Origin of the sequence: Flavobacterium sp. 1355 (assembly GCF_017833415.1) — a bacterium.
In the GTDB taxonomy this organism is placed as follows: domain Bacteria; phylum Bacteroidota; class Bacteroidia; order Flavobacteriales; family Flavobacteriaceae; genus Flavobacterium.
Genome location: NZ_JAFICC010000012.1, coordinates 186083 through 211256, shown reverse-complemented (window position 1 = coordinate 211256; position 25174 = coordinate 186083). Strand labels below are relative to the sequence as shown.

The window sequence follows — 25174 nt, the reverse complement described above, 5'->3', positions numbered from 1 at the left end:
ATTTAGATTATTTCCCAAATTAATTCTTACAAAATTAGTTAAAGAAAATAAAATGGCAGTTAATTTATTATTAAGTAGTTAACATATTCAATTTTTGTATTGTGTTATTATATATAGGAAAAATATTATATATAATAATGTTAAATATATAATATTTCTTGTTAAAAATATATTAATTTGATAAGTTGCACTCCAAATCAAAAAAAATCAAATTATGAAACAAAAATTAAAAGGACTTATGGTGCTTTTTTTTTCTATCGCTTTACAGATGACATTTGCACAAGAAAGAAAAATTACCGGTACAGTTTCTGACAATGCAGGTATTCCATTACCAGGAGTAAGTGTTTTGGTTAAAGGAACACAATCAGGTGCACAAACAGATTTTGATGGAAAGTATGCTGTTAAAGCATCAGCATCTCAAATTTTGGTATTTAGTTACATTGGTATGAAAACCCAAGAGGTTTTAGCAAGTTCATCTACCATTAATATCAAAATGCTAAACAATGCGACAGAACTGGAAGGGGTTTTGGTTACAACAGCAATGGGGGTAAAAAGAGAGAAAAAATCTTTAGGATATGCAACTCAGCAAATCTCCGGGAAAGATTTAGATGGAGGAGCTGGAAATGCAAATGTAGCTAATCTTTTATCAGGCAAGGCTGCAGGGGTTGAAGTTTCTAGAAATACAAATTTTGGAGGCTCAACAAATGTAGTAATTCGTGGTAATAAATCACTTACTGGAAATAATCAGGCTTTATGGGTTGTAGATGGTGTTGCTATAGATAATTCAAATTCTAATACTGATAGCCAGTCAACAGGTCGTGGAGGATATGATTACGGTAATAACGTGTCAGATATAAATCAGGAGGATATAGAAAGTATTAATATTCTTAAAGGAGCTGCTGCAACCGCTTTATACGGTTCTAGGGCGGCTAATGGAGTTGTAATGGTAACAACCAAAAAGGGAAAAAAAGGGGATAAGAAAGTTGGCTTTACTTTTTCAAGCAGCTTAACTGTTGGTACAATTGATAAGTCGACGTTTCCTAAATATCAGACAAAATATGGATCAGGATATGGTATCGGAAGTTCCTTCATAGATCCAGACAGCACAATTCCAACAGTCGATACTTCTAATGATGCCTCTTATGGAGATGCTTTTACAGGACAGCCTGTTTATCAATGGGATGCTTTTACCCCATATTCTAAAAATTACGGTAAGGCAACGGCATGGAGTGCAGCTCAAAATGGCCCAATTTCTTTTTTCAAAACCGCTCAAACTACTACAAATAGTCTGTCTCTGGAAAAGTCTACAGAAAAGGCGAGTATCTCATTGTCGTATGTAAATACTCTTCAAACAGGTATTTTACCAAATAGTGAATTAAAAAAGAATCAGTTAAGTGCAAGATTTAGTCAAAATATTACAGACAAATTAACTGCTAATGCTTATGCTGCTGTTACTTTGCAAAGCACGGTTGGTAGAAACTCAACAGGTTATAATGACAATATTTTGGGTAACTTTAGACAATGGTGGCAAACCAATACCGATATAAAAGAACTTCATAATGCTTATAATGCATCTGGAGGTCAAAATATTACCTGGAATTGGGCTGATCCAACTTCTGTAGATGGATTGGTGCCTGCTTATTGGGATAACCCTTATTTTACACGTCATCAAAATTATTCTTCAGATAATAGAACACGTTTGTTTAGTTATGCTTCTCTGAATTATCAAATTACAAACTGGTTAAGTGCTTTAGGGCGAGTTTCTTTAGATACTTATAAAGAACTTCAGGAAGAAAGAAGAGCTGTTGGCTCTATTGCTTCCGGATTTGGATTATCTCCTGTTGATGAAACTTCCGGATATCAGAGATTGGATAGTAATTTTCAAGAAATCAATTATGATTTCATGCTTAACTTCAATAAAAAATTTGGTGAAGATCTTAGTCTAACAGGAATATTGGGTGCAAACGTAAGAAGAGATGACAGAGATAAAGTTCTTTCATCTACAATTGGCGGATTAGTTACTCCGGGAATATATGCGTTATCAAATTCAAGATTTGCGTTGCCTTTTCCTCTTGAAAATAAATATACCAAACAAGTAAATGGTATTTATGCACAGGCATCTTTGGGATATAAAGACACTTATTTTTTAGATGCATCTATAAGACGTGATGAGTCTTCTACATTGCCTAAGGGGAATAATGTATATGTATATCCTGCAGTTTCAGGCTCTATTTTATTCTCCAATCTAATACAGCAAAAGTGGTTGAATTTAGGGAAATTCAGAATGAATTATGCTGAAGTAGGAAACGATGCTGATGCATTACAGTTGGTAAATACCTATACAAGAAGTTCTAATTTTAATAATGAACCAATGTATACTTTACCAAATACCAATAAAAATTCTAATCTAAAACCTGAAAGGACAAAATCTTTTGAAGTAGGTTTAGAAACCAGTATGCTTAATAGACGTTTAGGTTTTGATGTTACTTATTATAAAACCAATTCTGTTGACCAAATTGTTTCTGCGGAGGTTTCTTCTGTATCACATTTTAAAAACGCAGTAGTTAATGGTGGTAATATAGACAATAAAGGTTTAGAAATTCAGATTACAGGCACCCCTGTTAAAACGGAAAGTTTTAGCTGGGATATTACAGTAAACTGGTCTAACAATAAGAGTAAAGTTATTTCACTGCCTGGCGGTATAAATAATTTGCAGTTGGCAGGTTTTCAAGGTGGAGTGACTACTAATGCTGCTCCTAATGAAGCTTATGGCAGTATAAAAGGAACGGATTATGTTTATACTAATGGTCAACGTACAGTAGATCAAAACACAGGTAAATATATGATTACGACAACCTCTGATAATATTATAGGAAATATTACTCCTAATTGGATTGGCGGTATTAGAAACAAATTTACTTATAAAAATGTTGCCTTTGGATTTTTGATTGATACCCAAAAAGGGGGAGATATTTTCTCTCTGGATATGTATTACGGTCTTGCAACCGGTTTGTATAGAGAGACTGCAGCAGGCAATATTCGCGAAACAGGTATTTTAAATGCTGGTGTGGCTCCAGATGGAACCGCAAATACTAAAATGTCACAAAATCCCGGAACTTTTTCTAATAATTATGGATACTTAGCGCAACCCGCTAAGGCATTTATTTATGATGCTTCTTATGTGAAATTAAGAGAAGTTTCGATTTCATATAATTTTCCAAAAAAGATGTTCGAAGGAACATTTGTTGATTCAGCTACATTTAGTTTGTTAGGGTCAAATTTATGGATAATAAGCAAGAATCTTCCTTATGCTGATCCAGAAAGCGGCTTGTCATCTGGTAATAAATCCAGAGGTTATTCTGTTGGATCGCTGCCTACAACAAGAGACATAGGCTTTAATTTAACATTTAAATTTTAATACAATACAATGAGAAAAATAATTTATTTTTTAAGTGTTTTAGCACTTACAACTTCTTGCAGTGATTTGACTGACCTGAATGAAGATACAAAAAACCCTTCGGAGGTACCGGCGGCTACTCTTTTCAGCAGTGCCCAAAAAGGTATAGCTGAGCAGGTGGTAAATACAAGTGTAAATAAAAACATCTTTAGATTAGTTAACCAGCAATGGACTGAGACGACCTATATTGATGAGTCTGTTTATCAATGGACAACCAGAAATATTTCCGGTAACCATTGGGACGCTTATTTTTCCGGTACATCAACCGGTGATGGTTCTTTGAGTGATTTAATGATGGCAAAAGAATTTATAGAAAAACAAGTTATTATAGCCGCTGACCCTGATTTTGCAACTAAAACAGCGACAAAAAAAAATCAACTGGCTTTAATCGATATTCTAACTGTTTATTCTTACCAAATTTTAGTTGATACTTTTGGAGATGTTCCTTATTCAGAAGCGTTTAAAGGGTCTGGAAACTATCTTCCAAAATATGATAAGGCTGTCGATATCTATAAGGATTTAATTGTGCGTCTTGATCGTGATATTGCAGACATTGAAACAGGCTACCCTTCATTTGGAGAAGCTGATTTTATTTACAAAGGCGATGTAACTTTATGGATAAAATTTGCCAATAGTATTAAATTAAAACTAGGTATAAATCTTAAAGCATCTGGATTAGAGAATTCTATTGCAGATGCGGCAATTATTTCGGCTTCAAAAGGTGCTTTTACATCTAATCAGGATAATGCCAAAATAACATATGAAAAAAATGTTCCAAATACCAACCCGCTTTTTGTTGAATTAGTTTTTGGAGGAAGACATGATTTTGTGCCGGCGAAACCATTTGTTGATGCTTTAGTTTCTAAAAATGATCCCAGAACAAAGGTTTATTTTGCTCAAAATTTAGTAGATGATAATGGTAATGCTTTACCATACAAAGGTGGAGTTATAGGAGTAAAAAATAGTTTTGGGAAATATACACATATAAATGATAAAATTCAACAACCTGACTTTAAAGGGACTTATCTTGATTATGCAGAAGTTGAATTTTTATTAGCAGAAGCAGTAGAAAGAGGGGTTGCTGTTAGCGGTAGTGCCACATCTCATTATCACAATGCAATTGCTGCTTCAATGGAAGACTGGGGAGTATCTACTGCTGATGCAAGTGCTTATATGGCACAATCATCAGTTGCTTATGCTACTGCGACAGGAACATGGCAGCAAAAAATTGGAGAACAAGCTTGGTATGCAATGTTTAACAGAGGTTTTGAGGGTTGGACATTTACAAGAAGATTAGATTTTCCTGCTCTGACACCTCCTTCAAATGCTGATGCTGCCGCAGAGGGACAAATCCCTTCAAGAATGACTTATCCAATTAGAGAGCAAACATTAAATGCTATAAATTATAATGCAGCTGCTACGGCCATTGGTGGTGATAAATTAAAGACTAAAATATTTTGGGATAAAAACTAACGTGTTTTAATTAAAATTTTTTAGTACAAATGAAAAAGAAAAACCGCTTAAATTTAGTTTTAAGCGGTTTTTTTTATAGGAAAACAAAATCTGGCTAGAGTCAATTTGAGTTTATAAATAATTTGATACTAGTCTTTTAATCTAAAAATCAATTTTTAAGTAGGTAAAAAGCTATAATTTTTTTAGTTAAAAGTGAAATATTTCTTGTTAAAATTATATTAATGTAATAAGTTGCGCCCTCAATCAATTCAATAAATAAAACATGAAACAAAAATTAAAAGGGTTTATAGCATTTTTCTTTTTGCTAGCCTTACAATTAATTTCTGCACAGGAAAGACCGGTTTCAGGTGTTGTAAAAGACAATGCCGGAATACCTCTGCCAGGAGTTAGTGTATTAATCAAAGGAACCAAATTAGGAGCACAAACTGACTTTGACGGAAAATTTTCTATCAAAGCAGCACCAAGCGATATTTTGGTATTTGCCTACATGGGAATGGAAACGAAGGAAGCCGCAGCAAGTTCTTCGTTTATTAATGTTAAAATGGAAAATGCTGCAGCTCAGGAACTCAAAGATGTTGTTGTTGTAACAACAGCAATGGGAATCAAGAAACAAAAAAGATCACTAGGTTATGCCACTGCAAGTGTAAGTGGTAAGGATCTTACTGATGTTACCAATGTAAATGCTTTTGAATCATTATCGGGAAAAGTTGCAGGGGCCGATATTACTACTCCGGCTCAGGCAGGTGCTTCATCAAAAGTAGTGATCCGTGGATTCAATTCACTATCAAATAGCAGTCCTTTATACATAGTTGACGGAACACCTATTAATAATAGTAATAATGGTGGAGGAACAACTGCAGAAGGAAAAGTAAACAGTACAAGAAGTTTTGACGCAGGAAACGGGATAAGTGACTTAGATCCTAATAACATCGAAAGTATGTCTATCCTTAAAGGAGCTGCTGCATCTGCATTATACGGATCGAGAGCTGCAAATGGAGTGATTTTAATTACAACAAAATCAGCAAAAAACAAATCAAAAATAAGTATTGATTTCCTAACTTCAACAGACTTCAATCAGGTAGCAAGAGTGCCTCATCTTCAGGATCAATTTGGACAAGGATGGAATGGACTTTCTTACTCAGAATGGGATGGTCCGGCAAATGCAAATAATCATGCAAGTAATGAAAATGGTTCATGGGGTGCCAGATACAATGGCGAAACCCGACCATGGGGTGCTATGATTAATGGTGTACAACAAACCAAACCGTATGTTGCATTGCCTGATAATGTAAAAGATTTTTACACGACAGGTACAACATTTACAAATAGTGTTCGTGTGAGTGGTGGTGGCGAAATTTCAAATTTCTCATTAAATGCCTCCACTGTCAGTTCAGATGGTATTTTTCCAACGACAGCAGATGCTTATAAAAGAAATACAATCGGATTGAATGCAGGTATTTCTGCAAATAAATTTACTGTAAGAACGAGCGTAAATTATATCAACAAAGACCAAAATGTTGTAAATACAGGTCAGGGTGGTACTGAAGGAGGTACAGTTGCACAAGCATTAGCACAGACACCAAGAGATATTAATATCACCGGATTAAGGGATTATACAAACAATCCTTATAACACACCAAGTAATTTATATTCTCCTTACGTAGATAATCCTTATTGGGATTTACAGGAAAATGCGACCAACATTAAAGGAAACAGATTTTTTGGAAATGTAAATTTGAGTTATAAAATCACCGACAAATTAACTGCCACTTATCAAATAGGAGGAGATTACAGAAGTGAAAAAATCAAATCATATGGCGCAATAATGAGTTATGCACCAGGATCTGCAAATGCAGATAATGGAAAAGCAGTAATTGTTGGAGGAGTTACAGAAAAATCTACCGAAAATATAGAGTTTGATAATAACTTCAACTTGGCATATAGCACAGCTATTAATGAGAATTTCAATTTTAGTGCGATGGCCGGATTCAACACAAATGAACGAAGCGGATCTTCACTAAAAGCAAATATTACCAACTTAGATATTCCGAACTTCTATGAGTTGTCAAATTCAATATTATCTCCTATTGTGGTACAGGATGATTATTTAAGAAGAAGTCATGGCGTATTTGCATCTGTTGAGGCTTCATACCAAAATAAATATTTTGCAACATTGACAGGTAGAAACGATTGGACATCGACACTTCCGCAAGGGAACAACTCTTACTTTTATCCTTCGTTGAGTGTGGGTGCGGTTGTATTAGATAAAAATGAACATTATATTAAATTAAGAGGTAGCGTTGCGGCAATTGGAAATGATACGGGTTATTATCAAACCAATAACTCTATGATTCCTGCAAATGCAGCTTTAGGATTTGGAAATATTTTGCTTCCAATTGGTGGAGTTAACGGATATGAACTATCTGGAAACTTAGGAAATCCAAATCTTAAACCAGAAAGAACAACCGAATACGAATTAGGTTTTGAAAGCAATTTTTACAAAAAGAGAATAAACTTAGATTTATCTGTGTACCATAAAAAAACAACAGATTTATTATTTTCAAGACCGTTGGCCGGTTCTACCGGTGCGACATCCCAAACAGACAATATCTTAGATCTTCAAAACAGAGGAATCGAAATTGTTTTAAATATAGTTCCTGTTAAAACTAAAGATTTTCAATGGGATTTTACAACAACATTTACCAAAAACGTATCAAAAGTTCTTGATATTGCTTACGGATTAGATAAACTGACCTTAGCATCTATGTATGGGGTTAATTTTGTTGCCGAAAAAGGAGAGCCTCTTGGAATGTTTACAGCATATACTCCTAAATTGACACCAGACGGACGTCCAATTGTGGTAGCCTCTACAGGATATTATGCGACAGCAAAAGACCAAAGCAACGTGGGGACTTCTCAACGAGATTTCGTAATGGGGTTTAAAAATAGTTTTAAATATAAAAACTTCACATTAGGCTGTAGTGTTGACTGGAAACAGGGAGGACAAATGTATTCTTACACTAAGAGAATAAATGAATTTTCAGGAAATGGTATAGAAACCACTTTTAACGACAGAAATCCTTACATCATTCCGAACTCAGTAGTAGAGGTTAAGGATGCAACCGGAAACATTACTTATTCTGAAAATACAACTCCAATGACCACTAGTAAAGTGACCAGTTTCTGGAACACTTCTTCTAATCCTGGAATAGAAGCCGGACATGTAATTGATAAAACGTTTGTTCGTTTGAGAGATGTATTCATTTCATACAGTGTACCAAATTCATTTACAAAGCAATTTAAGATATCGAATGCAAGCATTAGTTTATATGGAAAAAATCTATTCATGTGGACACCTGCTGCCAACCCTTATGTAGATCCTGAATTATCAACTTATGGAGATGGTTTGTTGAGTGAAGCCGGAGAATTTGCAACCAATCCTTCTCAAAGATCTTACGGTGCAAGTCTTAAATTAACATTCTAAAAAAAAGAAAATGAAAAAATTTATTATAAGTATACTTGTTTTATCAACTACATTCATAGGATGCAGTACTGATTTAGATATCAACAAAGATCCGGATCTTTTGACTCCTGATACTACGCCATTGTCTTCACAACTTCCTGCCGGAATTATTGGAATCGTTGGAGCAGAAGGAGGTGTGTTTTCAATAATAGGAGGATTTTGGTCGCAGTATTATACACAATCATCTGGTGCAAATCAGTTCAGAAACTTAGATTCTTATACCGTTACTACAAACGATTACAATTTTGCATGGACAACTATGTATGATGGTTTAAACGATATAAAAGCCGTACAGAGAAAAGCATTTGCAGAGGGAAACTGGAATTATTATTTAATTGCTACCACTTTATATGTTCAGGCATCGCAGGTAATGACAGATTTTTATGGTGATATTCCATATACTGAAGCTTGTGATCCAAAAATACTTACTCCAAAATTCAATACAGGACAAGAAGTATATGATTTGATGATCAAAGATTTGGATGATGCACTTTCTAAAGATTTGTCAACTTCAAAAGGAATTGTTCCCGGTAAGGATGATTTTATTTTCCTTGGAGACATGGCAAACTGGAAAAAATTTGCAAATACATTAAAATTGAAAATTTATATCAGACAATCAGAAAAAAATAAAGCTGTTTCAGATGCCGGTATTGCTGCTCTCTTAAATAATCCAAATGTTTCTTTCTTGGATAAGGATGCTGCCCAGTCTAATTTTATTGGTTCACCAAATTATGAAAACCCTTTGTATGAGTACAACTATAAATTAAATACCAGAACTAATATTAGAATTAGTACAACCTTAGGTAAGTACTTGACTGATAATAATGATCCAAGAAAAGATCCTTTCGTTTATTGGAATCCTGGCAGCACCAGTCCAAAATTATACGTTTTTCAAGATCAGGGAAATTACGATGCGAATCCAAGTTTAGGTTACACGAAAGGCCCAATAACTGCGTCTGTTCCAGCGGTAATTTATAATAGTTCAAAAACAACATCAGATCCGGCCGGTATCTATGACGGATCTAAAAAACCAGTGTGTTTGTTATCACGAGAAGAAAGTCTGTTCTTGCAGGCTGAGGCATTAGAAAGAACAGGTAAAAGTGGAAAAGCAAAATATGATGCTGCTGTCACTGAAAATTTTAAGAAAAATGGTTTATCAGCTGCAACAGCAGATACCTTCATTAATGGTGTTTATGCATATCCTGTTGCAGGTACATTTGACCAGAAATTAGAAGCAATAATTGTTCAGAAATGGGTTGCAAGTTTCCCTGAAAATGGATTTGAAGCTTTCTTTGAAAAAAACAGAACAGACTATCCACGAACTTCTGCTGTAGCACAAAATGTTGCAGGTTACAAAGGAGGGCAATTTGCTTTTACTGCGAGCCCTGATGCGGTTGTTCCTTATGGTACTTTTCCTAAAAGAATTCCTTATCCATTATCTGAAAGAAATTATAATCCAAATGCTCCACAATTGGTAGATATCACTGCTAAAATTTGGTGGAATAAATAATTGCACAAAAAAGATTATTAATTAGAAATCTTATTTGAAGTAAAATCAATTAAAAAAAAATGAAGAATTTAAAAAATAATATTATAAAAATACTTTTCGGTATTCTTATTTCGATTTCATTTGCATCTTGTGATGCAGGTGGAGAACCTGACGCAGGCGGTACAACTACTCAAAATTTTGCAGGCGATTGGTATATCAGTGTTCCATTTGATGGTGTGACTAAAGTTATCAGATTTTCAACTTATAACACTTCGGCAAATGATAATACCATGTTTATAGATGATAATGGATTATCTCAAAAAACACCAAACTCTCAGTTATTAAAAGCAAAATATGCTATTAATTTAAGTGATGGAAGTTTTTCCTCAGATGTAAATACTCCAAACTTGCGACAAGCTAATAAAACTGTCACGATTACAAACGGTAAAATTGAGAAAATGGCAGGAACCTCAAGAGGCGGCCATACAGTTGATAAAATTTCGTTTACGGTTGAATACAGTAATGAACCGGGTGTTTTATACAATTATGTAGGAACAAAAAGAACCGGATTTCAGGAAGATGAATACTAGTTCTGTATTATAATTCAAAGAATTGTATTATAATCTCTGTTAAATTAAAAGCCGATAGTTTTCTTAAAACTATCGGCTTTTTCACAACTAACACTCAAATATTTATTTTACAAACTTGTCGATAATAGCATCAGTTTCTGCTTTTGAAACGTTTGGTTTTAAATCAAACAAAAACGAGAATAAAGGTTTCTTATCAACTGTAGCTTCTAAATTTAAGTCTTTATGTCTGTCAAAAAGAGTTTGCCATTTATCGCGAACGTTTTTCCAGACAGCATTATTTTCTTTCCACCAGTTTTGTGCAGCAATACATTTAATATCTGGAACTTTAGTGTAAACGTCCATTCCTTTTTCCTGCGCTAATAGATAATCTTTTCCAGAATCGTCTCTGATAAGTTTATCATTGTCCTGTTCATGATTCCAGCCTGTTTTGGTGATTTCGTGAATATTTCTTCTTTTCAAAACATTGTAATCATTACGTTTTGTATGTTCTCTTCTAGGTAGTGGTGCATCAGCAATGTTTGTCCAGTAATCTGTACCATCAACATGTACCCAGGTTGCAGTTCCCTCGTATCTAGGGCTGTCATCTACCTGATATACTTTTTGAGTCCATTGGCCTTTTACATCCTTTTTATTCAGCTTATTGTATTTCCAGGAAGTGTTTTTGTCAAAAGAATACAAATCTGTGTTTTCGTAGAGCCAATCTTGTCTCCAGTGTTTAATGATCATTTTATCGCTTACAATCAATAAATGCTGCATTGAGATTTTGTTTGGAGTATCTTCTAACAACTCAACCCATTCTAAACCATAATCATGTTTAGTTTTTGATGGTTTATAAGTAAGAGAATCTTTTGGGTACTGAAAAGTCTCTACAAAATTAAATTTCACTTCATAACAACCACACATTGATTTGATTGATTTGATGTCTTGCTGTTTTTTAGCATCCTGAGCAAAACCAAGACTGCATGTTAGAGCCATAATGGCTGAAAAGTAAAGGCTTTTTGTATTCATAGTTAGTTTATGTGTTTTTATATTTTTTGCAAATATATAAATTTAATTTAGATTGAATAAAAATAATTATATATTTGCATCGACTATTAAGAATGAATCAAAATAATGAAAATAAAAATTACCCTTTTTGCAGTCATTTTATTTATAATAAATCTTTCAGCACAGGAGAAGCAAAAAGATAGTATTAACGCAAATGAATTATCAGAAGTTACAGTTGTTACAGCAACCAGAACAGAAAGAGCACTCTCTTCATTACCGTTGCCAATAACAATTATTACCGCTGAGGCGATTGCAAAATCTGGTGTGACAAGATTAAATGAGATTTTGAACGAACAAACAGGTATTATTTTGATTCCGGACGAAAGTGGTTTTGAGGGTATACAAATGCAGGGATTAGATGCTGCATATACGATGATCTTAATTGATGGGGTGCCTCTTGTGGGCCGAAGTTCGGGTGTTTTGGACTTATCGCGTGTTTCTGTAGGGAATATTGAAAGAATTGAGATTGTAAAAGGAGCATCTTCGGCGCTATATGGGTCAGAGGCGATGGGAGGAGTTATAAACGTAATTACAAAAAGGCCTAAAAAAGATATACTAGAAGGTTCACTTTCTTATCGATATGCAACATTCAATACCAATGATGCTAATGCCAATATTCTTTGGAAAAAGAAAAAATTCTCAGCCAATTTATTCACCAATTTTTATTCGACTGATGGATATGATTTGGATAAAACCACAGCTCTTAAAAATGTTGAAAGTTTCTATAACTATACAATTCAGCCAAAGTTATATTATGATTTTTCAGAAAAGCTGAAACTTACTGTAAGTAATCGTTTCTATAATCAAAAGATGGATAATGTTGCTTTAATTGATGCTGAAACTTACAAAGGTGATGCAAAAGAAAATGAATGGAATTCGCAAATTAAATTTGATCATAAATGGAGTTCTAAGTTATACTCTGAGTATGAATTGTATACCACCAATTATAAAAATGATTCATTTCTAAATGATCAAAATAATGTGCTTTATGATCGTACCTATTACAATCAATGGCTTTTGCGACCTGAAATCAGAACTACATTGTCAATAAATGATGACAAGCTCACGGGAGGAATTGGACTAAATTATGAGAGTCTGGACAGAACCTATTTTGATAAGGACGTAAAGTTTAATTCTCAATATGTTTTTATACAATACGACTATAATCCAACTGAAAAATGGAATATACTCGCCGGATTCAGATATGACAATCACAGTGAATATGCATCTCAGTTGAGTCCAAAACTGGCAGTAAATTATAAATTCAATGAGAACTTTTCTTTGAAAGGATCAGTTGGTTATGGATATAAAGCACCAGATTTCCGCCAATTGTTTTTCGATTTTACAAATCCTTCCGTAGGGTATACTGTTTTAGGTTACAATGTTGCAGAAGACCGTCTGAACCAACTGGATAGTGAAGGTCAGATTTTAAAAAGAATAGACGGAATAAGCTTTGACGAACCTTTGGAACCTGAAATTGCTGTTAACTATAATTTTGGGACTTTCTATAAAAAGAACAAACTGAGATTTGATGTGAATGCTTTTTATAACTCTATAAGTAATTTGATAGATACCGGAATAGTCGCCCAAAAAAACAATGGTCAAAATGTTTTCAGTTACTTCAACAGAAGCAAAGTTTTTACCTATGGTGCAGAATTTAATTCAACTTATAAATTCACCAATGAGTTTTCGGTATCAGTAGGATATCAATATTTAATAGCAAAAGATAAATCAGTTGTTGACAATTTTGATGATCACAAATACATTCGAAATTCAGAATTACAAACAATTGAGATTAAGAAATCAGATTATTTCGGGTTATACAACAGATCTAAGCATACAGCAAATTTAAAGGTTGCATACACTATTCCGAAAATAAAGACAGATATCAACTTACGCGTTTTTTATCGAAGCAAATACGGAATATTTGACTCAAACAACAATCAGATTTTAGACAAATACGATGATTTTGTAAATGATTATTTCATTACAAATTTAGCTGCTTCAAAGAACATTACGGATAAATTATTCTTACAGGCCGGTGCCAATAATTTATTTGATTATAAAGATCCGGACCAAATACCAAACCTTGCGGGTAGGCAGCTTTTTGCAAGAATTCAATATAATTTTTAATCAACAATTATTTAAACACCTTTACGATGAAAACAAATTTTTTAAAACTTTCGATTTTAGCGCTAACTATTTTTATAACATCATGTAGTAATGATGATGACAAAAAAGAAGATACAACTCCTGCAGTTGTCACTACAAAAGTTTCTAATCTTCCGGCACCACAAACAGGAGGGCAAGGGCAAACGGTAGGTGGAGCATTTACAAAATTCAGTTTCTCAGAAAATAAAATTGTAACCAATGACAATTGGGATATCGCTTTCCGCGGAACAACAATCATTGTTAATGGAGGAACAAAAGTTATTACTGCAGACGCAGACGAACCGGAAAGAAAAGGATCAGGTGCAGTAAGTATAGCTCAAGGTACATTTGCAAGCATAACTGCATTTCCAGCTGCAGCCACTTTTGTTCAGGATGCTGCAACAGCTTATGCGATTCCGACAGGAAGTGACAAAGGATGGTATAATTATAATTCAGCAAACAATATTATTTCGCCTTTGGCTGGAAAAGTATTTGTCGTAAAAACGCATGATGGTAAATATGCTAAATTTGAAATCTTAAGTTATTATAAAGATGCACCTTCTAATCCGGATCCTGCAACAGCTGTAGCCAGATATTACACTTTCAATTTTGCTTATCAGGCTAATAGTACTACAACATTCTAAGAAATCTGGTAAAATTATTTTCAATTAAACCCTTAAAATTTAGTTGATCATTAGCTTTGTTTTTTTTATTTTTTTTGAGAGAGGTTAGATTTATCTGGCCTCTTTTTTTTGTTTTATTTTTAATGATTAAAAACAACTATAATTGACGTTTAATCCTATCTTTGCGGATGTTTTTTAAAAAGATTAAATATCATATATTTTAAAACCTTTCTTCAAATTTATAAGCACTAAGTGAATACAAAATCTTATTTTTTTCAGTCTTTTGCCATTGTAGCATTAGCATTTATAGCATTCATTGGATTTAAGCAAATCTTGCCGGATAAAATTTTTTCGGACAGTAAGATAGATTCCAAAAATGTACTCATTGACAGCCTCCTTCTGGAATCGGTTGCAAATGACTCTTTGTCTAAGGATGCAGATAGTATTACAGAAGACGAAAGAAAAGAAGCAGGTGAGAAAATTGTTTTTGATGGTGTTGAAGGAATTGAATTTCCGTCTGAGACTTTTGAGAATTACAAAGGATATCAATACCTGATTTCTTTTTATGAAAAATTATATCAGCTGGAAAAAAATCCGCAAAGCAAAGTCAGAATAGCTTATTATGGAGATTCTATGACCGACGGAGATTTAATCGTACAGGATGTGCGAATGAATTATCAGGAACGTTTTGGCGGAAACGGGGTTGGTTTTGTTTCTATAATTTCAGAATCATCGGCATCAAGAGGTTCTGTAAAAACACTTTTTTCTAAAAACTGGAAAACACAATCGTATCTAAATGTAAAAAGACCAACAAGTCCCTTTGGTGTAAATGGGCACGTATTTTTTGCAAATGACAAAACCAATACGACCTGGGTACAATATGAAGCAGGATTAAATAAATTTTCTACTTCCCTTGACAATCCTACATTGTTTTACGGAAAATCACACAAAAAGGGGAATGTTAATTTTATTATAGGAAAAGATACATTGCGTAAAACTCTTAATCCGACTAATTTAGTTAATACTCTAAAAGTGACTTCCGGAAGCATAAAAGCATTCAAAGCAAATTTCATCCAGTCAGATTCGATTCCGATTTATGGTTTTAATTTTGATAACGGAAGCGGAGTCCATGTAGATAACTTTTCGCAAAGAGGAAATTCGGGATTACCAATTTCGATGTTCAATGCTGGTGTAATGCAGGCATTTAATAACAGCCTGAAATACGACCTGATTATTTTGCATTATGGAACTAACGTATTGAATTACGGAACCAAAAATTATTCCTGGTATCAGAAGGGGATGACGAAAACTGTAAATAAAATAAAAGAATCTTTTCCAGGAGTTTCAATTTTGATTGTCTCAACTGCTGACAAATCAACAAAATATGATCTTGAAATGAAAACCGATTCGGCAGTTGTACCTTTAATGAAAGCACAGAAAAGATACGCACTCGATACAGAATCCGGTTTTGTAAATCTTTATACGCTAATGGGTGGTGACGGATCTATGGTAAAATGGGCAGATGAATCGCCGGCAAGAGCAAATAAAGATTATACGCATTTTAATCAGCGTGGCGCAAAAGCAATCGGAAACTTATTATACAGCCAGTTAAACAAAGGTTACGAAGAATATAAAGTGCTGCGCGAAAAACGTGAAAGTGCAGAAAAGCCAAAACCAGTCAGAAAAACTAAAACAGATTCCGTCTCTGTTGTAAAAGATAGTGTAAATGAATAAACTAATTATTTTCTTTTTCGGTCTTTTATGTTCGGCAAATATTGAAGCCCAAAAGTCAGTCCCACTTTTAATTTCTAAAAAAATGAGTGCTAAAATCGATTCAGCTATGATTGAAACCTATGCAGGAAATCATATATATAACGCTAAAGTTTTAGAAAGTGTTTTTAATAAATTAAAAGAAAATGAAATTGGCAGTAATCAGAAAATAAACATTGTACATATTGGAGATTCTCATATTCAGGGAGATTTGATGACCAATAAAATTAGAAAAATCCTGCAGCAGCAATTTGGAAATGCAGGTCGGGGTTTAGTTTTTCCATACCAATTAGCCAAAACAAACGGATCTTATAACGAAAGATTTTATTCCAACAAAACCTGGGAAAGTTATAGAAATATTTATCCTGTAAAAAACAGGCCAGTTGGTTTAAGCGGAATTGGACTTTGGAGGGACAATGCAGGTTTTGCGGTACAATTGAATATAAAAGATCCGGCATATAAATTCAACACAATCCATATCATTACGCCGCAAAATCAAAATATGTTTGATCTGGCAATATCATCTCAAAACAATATTATCCAGTCTACAGAGCGAAAAGTAATCACCCATAAAATTAAAAAAGGTCAGGCAATTTCTGTAATTGCAGATAAATATAATATTTCTGTAGCCGATATTAAAAGAGCAAATAATCTGAAATCAAATAATATTCGTGCCGGGAGAACTTTAAAAATTCCAACAAACGAAACAAGACAGAAGGAAATTAAAAATTCAGAATTTGTTCCGTTAAATCTTGAAACAGATGCTTTTTCACATTATTATAAATCAGAAAAAGCACTAGATAAAATTTATTTGATTCCGAATAAAAGCGCATCAGAATATGAGCTTAACGGACTTGTGTTGCAAAAAGATGCTCCTGGAATAACCTATAGCGGAATCGGTGTAAACGGAGCTAAATTCTCTGATTATAATAAATATCCCTTATTCTTTGAACAGTTAAAATCTTTACATCCCGATTTATTGATTTTTTCACTCGGAACCAATGAAAGTTACGACAACATGGAAGCCTCGGCTTATATGAGAGAATTACGCGAGTTTATAAGTAACCTGAAAGAACAAAAAATTGATGTTCCGATAATTATCATGACACCGCCGCCATCTTTGCACAGAGGCAGAAAGCCAAATGTTTACGTAAAAGATTATGCAGAACGTATTAATAGTGCTGCAGAAAAAGAAGATTATGCCGTTTGGGATTTGTATGATGAATTTGGAGGTATAACAGGAGTCCGAAGATTAAGAGCAGAAGGTTTAATAGGCCCGGACTTTGTTCACTATTCTAAAAAAGGATACGAAAAACAAGGAAAACTCTTTACAGAAGCATTTTTAAAAGCATACGATAATTTTAAATTAAAAAAGTAAGTTGATAACAAGTAATAGCATAAATGATTGGTTTGTTCATAATTTTGGTACAATAACAATCGAGCAGGTTAAAAGTTGGTTTATATACAACCCGGATGAAAAGTTATTATTTAATACTGGTTTGTTTCTGGGACTATTTCTCGTTTTCTATTTTGTTTACGCTTTTTTGCGCAAAACATTTTATTTGCGCTTAACATACGTTATTTTGTTTTCGCTTTTCTTTTACTATAAATCGAGCGGCATTTACTTTTTGTTATTATTGCTCTCATCGGTTGTAGATTATGGATTAAGCCAGATTATTTACAGAGAAAAGAAAGATAACGTAAAGAAAATATATCTTGTAATAAGCGTTATTCTGAATTTAGGATTGCTGGGTTATTTCAAGTACATGAACTTTATGATTGTTACTTACAATGATATGTTCAAGGGCAATTTTGAACTCCATAATATTTTTCTTCCCGTTGGGATTTCGTTTTATACTTTCCAGTCGATGAGTTATATTATTGAGATTTATCGTGAAGAAATAAAACCAACAAAAAATTACATCGAATATCTTTTCTTTGTTTCATTTTTTCCGCAATTAGTTGCCGGGCCAATTGTACGTGCAAAAGATTTTCTTCCACAGATTTATCAAAAATTAAATCTTACTAAAGAAGATGTAAACAATGCCCTGTTCCTTATTATTGGAGGATTAATTAAGAAAACAGTTATCTCAAATTATATATCTGTAAATTTTGTTGACCGCGTTTTTGATACGCCAATGACCTATACGGCGTTTGAGAACTTAATGGCTTCTTACGGATATGCCATTCAGATTTACTGCGACTTTTCAGGATATTCAGATATGGCAATCGGGATTGCATTATTATTAGGTTTTAAATTACCTGTTAACTTTAGAACCCCATATAAATCGACTTCGATCACAGATTTTTGGAGAAGATGGCATATTTCCTTATCCACCTGGTTAAAAGACTTTTTATACATTTCTATCGGAGGAAATCGCCAAGGATCCTTTGCCGGATTTTTATTTCCAAGTTTATTCTTCTTCGGATTATTGCTTTGGGGAATGTCAAATATCAACACCAGTATCATACCAGTAATAATTGCTATTAGTTCAATATTACTTTTCTGCCTGACATTTTTATTGTCAAAAAAGAAAAACCAAACAACAGTAACCAATTTTAATTTGTTTACAACAATGCTTTTAGGCGGATTGTGGCACGGAGCCGGCGCACAGTTTATAGTTTGGGGGGCACTACACGGATTAGCATTGGCAGTTCACAAAATCTTTTTAGAATTTTTTCCATCAAAAAAAGAAGGTAAAAGTTCAGGTTTATGGACATTTTTTTCCATTGTAATTACATTTCACTTTGTTGTTTTTTGCTGGATATTTTTCCGTGCAAGAGATTTCGACACAGCATTACAGGTAATTAATAATATTGGTCAGTTAACCTTTGAACCAGAGCAATGGAAAGTGATCCTTTCCGGATATAAAAATGTATTTTTATTGATGTTGTTCGGTTACGTTTGGCACTTTTTACCAGAAGTCATTACAAATAAAATGAAATTTGTTTTCGATAAAACACCGTTACTTTTAAAAGCCGTAATTCTGGGCTTCGTTTACTGGATCGTATACGCAACAGCAGTTGCAGGCTCACAGCCATTTATTTATTTCCAGTTTTAATATTTAAGGTTCATAGTTGCATAGTTGCAAAGGCACAAAGGTTTATTCCTTGTATTTTTTTTCTCGCAGATTTAACAGATCATGTAGATTAATTTTTTTTAGATTAAGTATGAAAATCAGCTCTATCTGCTAAATCTGCGTGAAACAATAAACTTTGTGAGCAAAAAACTTTGTGTCTTAGAGCCTTCGTGGCAAAAACTACATATAAATAAAAATTGCCTGAAATATCTAATTAGATTATCTTTGCACTTCAAATAAAGAAAATAGTATGTTTGATAATTTAAGTGATAAGTTAGATAAAGCGTTCCATATATTAAAAGGACACGGGAAAATTACAGAAGTAAACGTTGCCGATACCTTAAAAGAAGTCCGTCGTGCTCTTTTAGACGCCGACGTTAACTTTAAAATTGCTAAAGATTTTACAACCAAAGTAAAAGAAAAAGCAATTGGACAGGACGTTTTAACAACATTACAGCCAGGACAATTATTAGTTAAACTTGTAAAAGACGAGTTGACCGAATTGATGGGTGGAGATGTTGCGGGAATTAATCTTTCGGGAACTCCATCTGTGATCTTAATGTCAGGACTTCAGGGTTCTGGTAAAACGACCTTCTCAGGAAAATTAGCCAACTTCTTAAAAACAAAGAAAAACAAAAAACCACTTTTAGTAGCGTGTGATATCTACCGTCCTGCGGCGATTAACCAGTTGCATGTTGTGGGAGACCAAATAGGTGTTGAGGTATACTCAGAACCAGAAAATAAAAATCCTGTAGAAATTGCTCAAAACGCAATCAAACACGCAAAAGCAAACGGGTTTAATGTCGTTATCGTCGATACGGCCGGTCGTTTGGCAGTAGATCAGGAAATGATGGATGAAATTGCTCGTGTTCACAAAGCAATTCAGCCTCAGGAAACTTTGTTTGTTGTCGATGCCATGACAGGACAAGATGCCGTAAACACTGCAAAAGCTTTCAACGACATCCTAAATTTTGATGGAGTTATCTTAACGAAATTAGACGGTGATACCCGTGGTGGAGCTGCAATTTCGATTAAATCAGTTGTAAACAAACCAATCAAATTTGTCGGTACAGGCGAGAAGATGGAAGCAATTGATGTTTTCTATCCAGACCGTATGGCTGAGCGTATCCTTGGTATGGGTGACGTTGTGTCGCTTGTAGAAAGAGCACAGGAACAATTTGACGAAGAAGAAGCAAGAAAACTTCAAAAGAAAATCGCTAAAAACGAATTTGGTTTTGATGATTTCCTAACGCAAATTCAGCAAGTGAAAAAAATGGGTAATATGAAAGATCTGGTAGGAATGATACCAGGAGCTTCAAAAGCCATGAAAGATGTAGAAATAGAAGATGATGCTTTTAAACATATTGAAGCAATCATTCACTCAATGACGCCAATCGAAAGAAGCAAACCCTCCATCATCGACGTAAAAAGAAAAGCCAGAATCGCAAAAGGTTCCGGAACCAAAGTCGAGCAGGTGAATCAGTTAATGAAGCAGTTTGACCAAATGAGCAAGATGATGAAGATGATGCAAGGTCCCGGCGGAAAAAACCTGATGAAAATGATGGGAGGCATGAAAGGAATGCCTGGCGGAATGCCGAGATAATAAAATAAAAAGTTTCAAGTTTCAGGTTTCAAGTTGTGAGCCTGAAATTTGAAACTTTTTTCAATAAATAGTTTCGCTCCAACCTGAAACCTGAAACTTGAAACAAAAATTAAACCTGAAACAAAAAACTAATGCAACTACTAGACGGTAAAAAAACATCTGAAGACATTAAAAACGAAATTGCAGCCGAAGTTCAATCTATAAAAGCAGCAGGAGGAAAAGTACCTCATTTAGCAGCAGTTATTGTCGGAAACAACGGAGCAAGTTTAACTTACGTAGGAAGTAAAGTAAAATCTTGCCAGCAAATTGGTTTCGATTCCACTTTAGTCGCTTTGTCTGAAGATATTACCGAAGCAGACTTATTAGCAAAAATCAAAGAATTGAACGAAGATGATAACCTTGACGGATATATCGTTCAGTTGCCTTTGCCAAAACATATCGACGAACAAAAAATTCTTTTAGCAATTGATCCTGATAAAGATGTTGATGGTTTTCACCCAACAAACTTTGGAAGAATGGCTTTGGAAATGGAAAGTTTCATTCCAGCAACCCCATTTGGAATTATGGAATTGCTGGAACGTTATAAAGTAGAAACTTCAGGAAAACATACCGTAGTAATTGGCAGAAGCCATATCGTAGGTCGCCCAATGAGCATCTTGATGAGCCGAAAAGGAAATCCCGGCGATTCAACCGTTACCTTAACACACAGCCGAACAAAAAACCTAGCAGAATTTACTAAAAATGCAGATATTATTATCACAGCTTTGGGAGTTCCCGAATTCTTAAAAGGAGATATGGTTAAAGACGGAGTTGTTATCATCGATGTTGGAATTACTCGCGTAGATGATGCATCAAACCCAAAAGGTTATGTTATTAAGGGAGATGTTGATTTTGATGGAGTGAGCAAAAAAGCATCATTCATCACGCCAGTTCCGGGCGGAGTAGGACCAATGACAATTGCAATGCTGCTTAAAAACACACTTTTAGCACGAAAGATGAGAAGCGCAAGAAAATAATTTTCTTCAAATAAAATAATTAATAAGCCTATTCAATCGAGTAGGCTTTGTTGTTTTTATATACTTTGGTCGGGCTATACGCGCTACTTCGGTAGCCAGCTTCTACTATATCCTCACGCAAATCTGCGTTAAGACCCTCATTCCTGCAAGGTTTTAAATACCTTGTAGGTTTAATTTCTATCTATTAAAATAAAAAAGTCAATTTTTAGTTTGTCATTTCAAAATAAAACATAACTTTGTATTTCAAAGTACTTTAATTATGAATCAGAAGCACCAGGAAGATTTATCACATATTCGCTCCATGATGGAGCGTTCTTCAAGATTTATATCCTTAAGCGGACTTTCTGGAGTTTTTGCCGGACTCTCTGCTTTGATAGGAGGAATGTATGTTTACCAATTATTTAGAATAAACGGTGTAGATTATTTTAATGAGAATCATGTGTTATATTCTGCTAATCTGGTTTCAGAATTAATTCTAACAGGTATTATTATTTTGTTATTTGCTTTAACTTTTGGAATATTCTTTACCCTTAGAAAAAGCAAAAAAGACAATTTGCCAGTTTGGACAACAGCTACAAAAAATATGCTTTTTAATCTGGCTGTTCCTTTAACCGCGGGAGGAGTTTTTTGCCTGGCACTTTTATATCACCAAATATATGTTCTGGTAGCCCCGGCAACTTTAATTTTTTATGGACTGGCACTTGTTAATGCAGAAAAATATACATTTTCTGATGTCAAATATTTAGGCTTTTGTCAATTGATTTTAGGTTTTATATCTCTTTTCTTCTTAGGATATGGTTTGATTTTTTGGATTCTGGGTTTTGGTATTTTACACATCTTGTACGGATTAGTAATGTTCAGAAAATACAAATAAGCCAATGGGAATCATTGATAAATTAAATAAGGATTTTGAAAGTCGTGTCAGATTAGGTATAATGTCTATTCTGATTGTAAACGAGTGGATTGATTTCACAGAAATGAAAACGCTTTTGAATATCACAGATGGTAATTTAGCAAGTCATTCCTCTGCTCTGGAAAAAGCAGAATATATAGAAATAAAAAAGGAGTTTGTAGGCAAAAAACCTAAAACATCTTATAGAGTTACCGATCTTGGGCGCGCCGCTTTTAAAGAGCATCTTAATAATCTTGAAAAATTAATGAAATTCTAACCATTAAAATTTTTTTACTAAAAAACTTTGAATTACAAAGTACTTTTAAATTTAAAATTATGAAAAAACTCCATTTAATCTTAGTCTGCAGTGTGGCTTTTCTACTGCTTTTTTACAAGCAAGCACCAGGACTTAATCTTGGTATCTTCGGTTTGATTTTAACCGGTCTTATTTGTTTTAACTTTCAGGATCGTTTTACAGACCGGTCTCATTTGGTTTTAGTAGTTACATCGGTCTTATCTTGTATTGCTTTTGCCTGGTATGGAGATCCGCCATCTTTTTTCGCTTTATCTATGTCTGTTATTTTTTTACAGTTTAAAACGCAGGAAACAAAGCTAAAAATCATTCAGGTCTTCCCTTTGGTATTCTTAAACGGTTTTGCTTCTCTGGGACGTGTATTTATGTTTAATCAGTGGCTTCCGAAGAGACAAATCAATAATAATCTGGCTAAAAAGCTGATTGCTTATTTTATGATTCCGGCTGTCTTTTTAATCTTATTTTTTATTGTTTATTCTTTTGGGAGCGATCACTTTTCATCACTTTTTACAGATTACAGATTATATATTGATATTTTGCAGCTTATCCTTATTTCTGGTTTTGGATTTTATATTTCATTTACTTTCTGGAATTACTGGATTCCGGATATTTGTTATGATAAAAATGAAATGCTGGATAATGATTTTAGTAACGTACCAGAAATTAAAAATCAAAATACATTTTCATTTCTTGACCGTGATTTTGAAAGAAGAAGTGGAGAAATTACCTTATTTCTGTTAAATGCATTACTTCTCGTTTTTATTGCAACTTATAATTACGAGCAATTTTTTGAAGTTGTCAAAACTTCTCAGTTGAGTGCAGCCACACACGAAAGAGTAAATTCGGTAATATTTTCGATTCTGATGGCCGTTGGAGTTATCCTGTTTTATTTTAAAGGCGGATTCAACTTTGATGAAAAAGCTTCAAAACTAAAAACCCTTTCTAAACTTTGGATTATTCTAAACGGTATTCTGATTGTAAGTACGTTCATAAAAAACGCAGAATACGTTTCGTTTTTCGGATTGACTTATAAAAGATTAGGCGTATATGCTTTTCTAATTTTAGCAATTATAGGATTGGTAATTACCTTCCTGAAGATTACAAGACAAAAAACAAATGCTTATCTTATAAACCAGATGGTTTGGTATTTCTACGGAACGATATTATTGTGTAGTTTTGTCAACTGGGGAAACCTGATTACCACTTATAATATTTCGGTAAACAAAGGCGTTGAACCCAGATTTTTGAGCAGTTTAAATTTTAATGATGAAGTCCGAAGAGAATATTTTAAGCAGAATAATTTAGAAAGCTTATTTGTTGATGATCCCAGAGAAGGCGAAATTCAGCGCTATCAGAATGAAACTTTTTTATCAAAAACGTTATATTATGAATTTATAAATCGAAGAAATTAACCTTAAAAATCCCAATCAAATTTTGAATGGGATTTTTTTATAACCCGCAATTCATTCATACCCCATATTTGCTGAGTTTTCTTATCTAACATATCAATAAGTAATTGTTAATTATTACAACTAGAATAAATACGTAAAACTTATTAGGAAAAACTTTACTACATTTGATTTCAGAAAAAATCCCTTTTTTAATGTTTTTTAAGCAGAATACTTCTTAAAAACATGAATAAACTATTATTTAACCCAAAAACAAATACCATGAAAAAAACTACTTATGAAGCATTTACAGCTCCTTTTACACCACCCGGAACAGACATCACACCAGAAAAAGCAGCTGATCCAATTGGGCATGTGGTTTTTAAACAAAGAAAATCTGTAGAGATTTTATCTCCTTATGTAGAAGCCTATTATAATGCTAATGAGAATAGACTAAGTTTAAATGCTATCGTCTATGTTACTTCGAAAGTTATTGCAGCAAATAATGGAATGCTTGACTATTCTGTTCTTCAAAACACTTACATTGATTTAGATGGACATGCTCAATTGCAATTTTTTATTGTTTACGATATGCCTGAAGAATTGTCAGGTGATTTATCAATATATGAAATCGTTTTTGATGCAAATTCAGATATATTTATTGGAGGACTTTCAAATTTAAAAACGATTCAAACTTTTCTATGGGATAAAGATCCTGAAACATCAAGAGGTACAGAAACACCTGTTAGGTCAATCTAA

17 protein-coding genes are annotated in these 25174 nt (G+C 33.7%); 16 read left to right on the top strand and 1 reads right to left on the bottom strand.

Going from position 1 to position 25174, the window contains the following annotated elements; genetic code table 11:
- The first annotated feature begins 214 nt into the window (after positions 1 to 214).
- The 5 genes from JOD96_RS16825 (at position 215) to JOD96_RS16805 (ending at position 10532) form a co-directional block, all read left to right on the top strand.
- Entirely contained in the window at positions 215 to 3418 is a 3204-nt protein-coding gene (locus tag JOD96_RS16825; protein ID WP_209565387.1) for a SusC/RagA family TonB-linked outer membrane protein, read from the top strand.
- Positions 3419 to 3427: 9 nt separating this feature from the next.
- Positions 3428 to 4930 carry a SusD/RagB family nutrient-binding outer membrane lipoprotein gene (locus tag JOD96_RS16820; protein WP_209565386.1) on the top strand — a complete coding sequence of 501 codons (1503 nt, stop codon included), beginning with the start codon at positions 3428 to 3430 and terminating at the stop codon, positions 4928 to 4930.
- Positions 4931 to 5192: 262 nt separating this feature from the next.
- Positions 5193 to 8414, top strand: coding sequence for a SusC/RagA family TonB-linked outer membrane protein (locus tag JOD96_RS16815; protein ID WP_209565385.1), 3222 nt, complete (start codon positions 5193 to 5195; stop codon positions 8412 to 8414).
- A 10-nt stretch (positions 8415 to 8424) separates the two neighbouring features.
- The gene (locus JOD96_RS16810) at positions 8425 to 9963 is read left to right on the top strand and encodes a SusD/RagB family nutrient-binding outer membrane lipoprotein (RefSeq protein WP_209565384.1); all 1539 of its coding nucleotides are present in this window, start codon (positions 8425 to 8427) and stop codon (positions 9961 to 9963) included.
- Positions 9964 to 10022: 59 nt separating this feature from the next.
- Positions 10023 to 10532: a lipid-binding protein gene (locus JOD96_RS16805; RefSeq protein WP_209565383.1), complete on the top strand. Its 510-nt coding sequence runs from the start codon at positions 10023 to 10025 to the stop codon at positions 10530 to 10532.
- A 102-nt stretch (positions 10533 to 10634) separates the two neighbouring features.
- Here JOD96_RS16805 and JOD96_RS16800 read toward each other — a convergent pair whose 3' ends face one another.
- A complete protein-coding gene (locus JOD96_RS16800; RefSeq protein ID WP_209565382.1) occupies positions 10635 to 11540 on the bottom strand; it encodes a DUF6607 family protein in 906 nt (301 codons plus the stop codon).
- Between the two features lie 105 nt (positions 11541 to 11645).
- On the opposite strand from JOD96_RS16800, the gene JOD96_RS16795 reads away from it, so the two are divergent.
- From JOD96_RS16795 to JOD96_RS16745, 11 genes are all read left to right on the top strand, one after another.
- The gene (locus JOD96_RS16795; protein WP_209565381.1) at positions 11646 to 13712 is read left to right on the top strand and encodes a TonB-dependent receptor plug domain-containing protein; all 2067 of its coding nucleotides are present in this window, start codon (positions 11646 to 11648) and stop codon (positions 13710 to 13712) included.
- Positions 13713 to 13738: 26 nt separating this feature from the next.
- Positions 13739 to 14374 carry an HmuY family protein gene (locus JOD96_RS16790; protein ID WP_209565380.1) on the top strand — a complete coding sequence of 212 codons (636 nt, stop codon included), beginning with the start codon at positions 13739 to 13741 and terminating at the stop codon, positions 14372 to 14374.
- Positions 14375 to 14605: 231 nt separating this feature from the next.
- On the top strand, positions 14606 to 16087 hold the full coding sequence (locus JOD96_RS16785; protein WP_209565379.1) for an SGNH/GDSL hydrolase family protein: 1482 nt from the start codon (positions 14606 to 14608) through the stop codon (positions 16085 to 16087).
- Positions 16080 to 17501: a GDSL-type esterase/lipase family protein gene (locus JOD96_RS16780; protein WP_209565378.1), complete on the top strand. Its 1422-nt coding sequence runs from the start codon at positions 16080 to 16082 to the stop codon at positions 17499 to 17501. Before JOD96_RS16785 ends, JOD96_RS16780 begins: the two co-directional genes overlap by 8 nt.
- 1 nt (position 17502) lies before the next feature.
- A complete protein-coding gene (locus tag JOD96_RS16775; RefSeq protein ID WP_209565377.1) occupies positions 17503 to 19185 on the top strand; it encodes an MBOAT family O-acyltransferase in 1683 nt (560 codons plus the stop codon).
- A 268-nt stretch (positions 19186 to 19453) separates the two neighbouring features.
- Positions 19454 to 20806 carry a signal recognition particle protein gene (gene ffh / locus JOD96_RS16770; protein ID WP_209565376.1) on the top strand — a complete coding sequence of 451 codons (1353 nt, stop codon included), beginning with the start codon at positions 19454 to 19456 and terminating at the stop codon, positions 20804 to 20806.
- A gap of 131 nt (positions 20807 to 20937) precedes the next feature.
- Positions 20938 to 21822 carry a bifunctional 5,10-methylenetetrahydrofolate dehydrogenase/5,10-methenyltetrahydrofolate cyclohydrolase gene (locus JOD96_RS16765; RefSeq protein ID WP_209565375.1) on the top strand — a complete coding sequence of 295 codons (885 nt, stop codon included), beginning with the start codon at positions 20938 to 20940 and terminating at the stop codon, positions 21820 to 21822.
- 259 nt (positions 21823 to 22081) lie between these two features.
- Entirely contained in the window at positions 22082 to 22696 is a 615-nt protein-coding gene (locus JOD96_RS16760; protein ID WP_209565374.1) for a hypothetical protein, read from the top strand.
- Positions 22697 to 22700: 4 nt separating this feature from the next.
- A complete protein-coding gene (locus JOD96_RS16755) occupies positions 22701 to 22991 on the top strand; it encodes a winged helix-turn-helix domain-containing protein (protein WP_209565373.1) in 291 nt (96 codons plus the stop codon).
- 59 nt (positions 22992 to 23050) lie between these two features.
- The gene (locus JOD96_RS16750) at positions 23051 to 24439 is read left to right on the top strand and encodes a DUF4173 domain-containing protein (RefSeq protein ID WP_209565372.1); all 1389 of its coding nucleotides are present in this window, start codon (positions 23051 to 23053) and stop codon (positions 24437 to 24439) included.
- A gap of 222 nt (positions 24440 to 24661) precedes the next feature.
- The gene (locus JOD96_RS16745) at positions 24662 to 25174 is read left to right on the top strand and encodes a hypothetical protein (RefSeq protein WP_209565371.1); all 513 of its coding nucleotides are present in this window, start codon (positions 24662 to 24664) and stop codon (positions 25172 to 25174) included.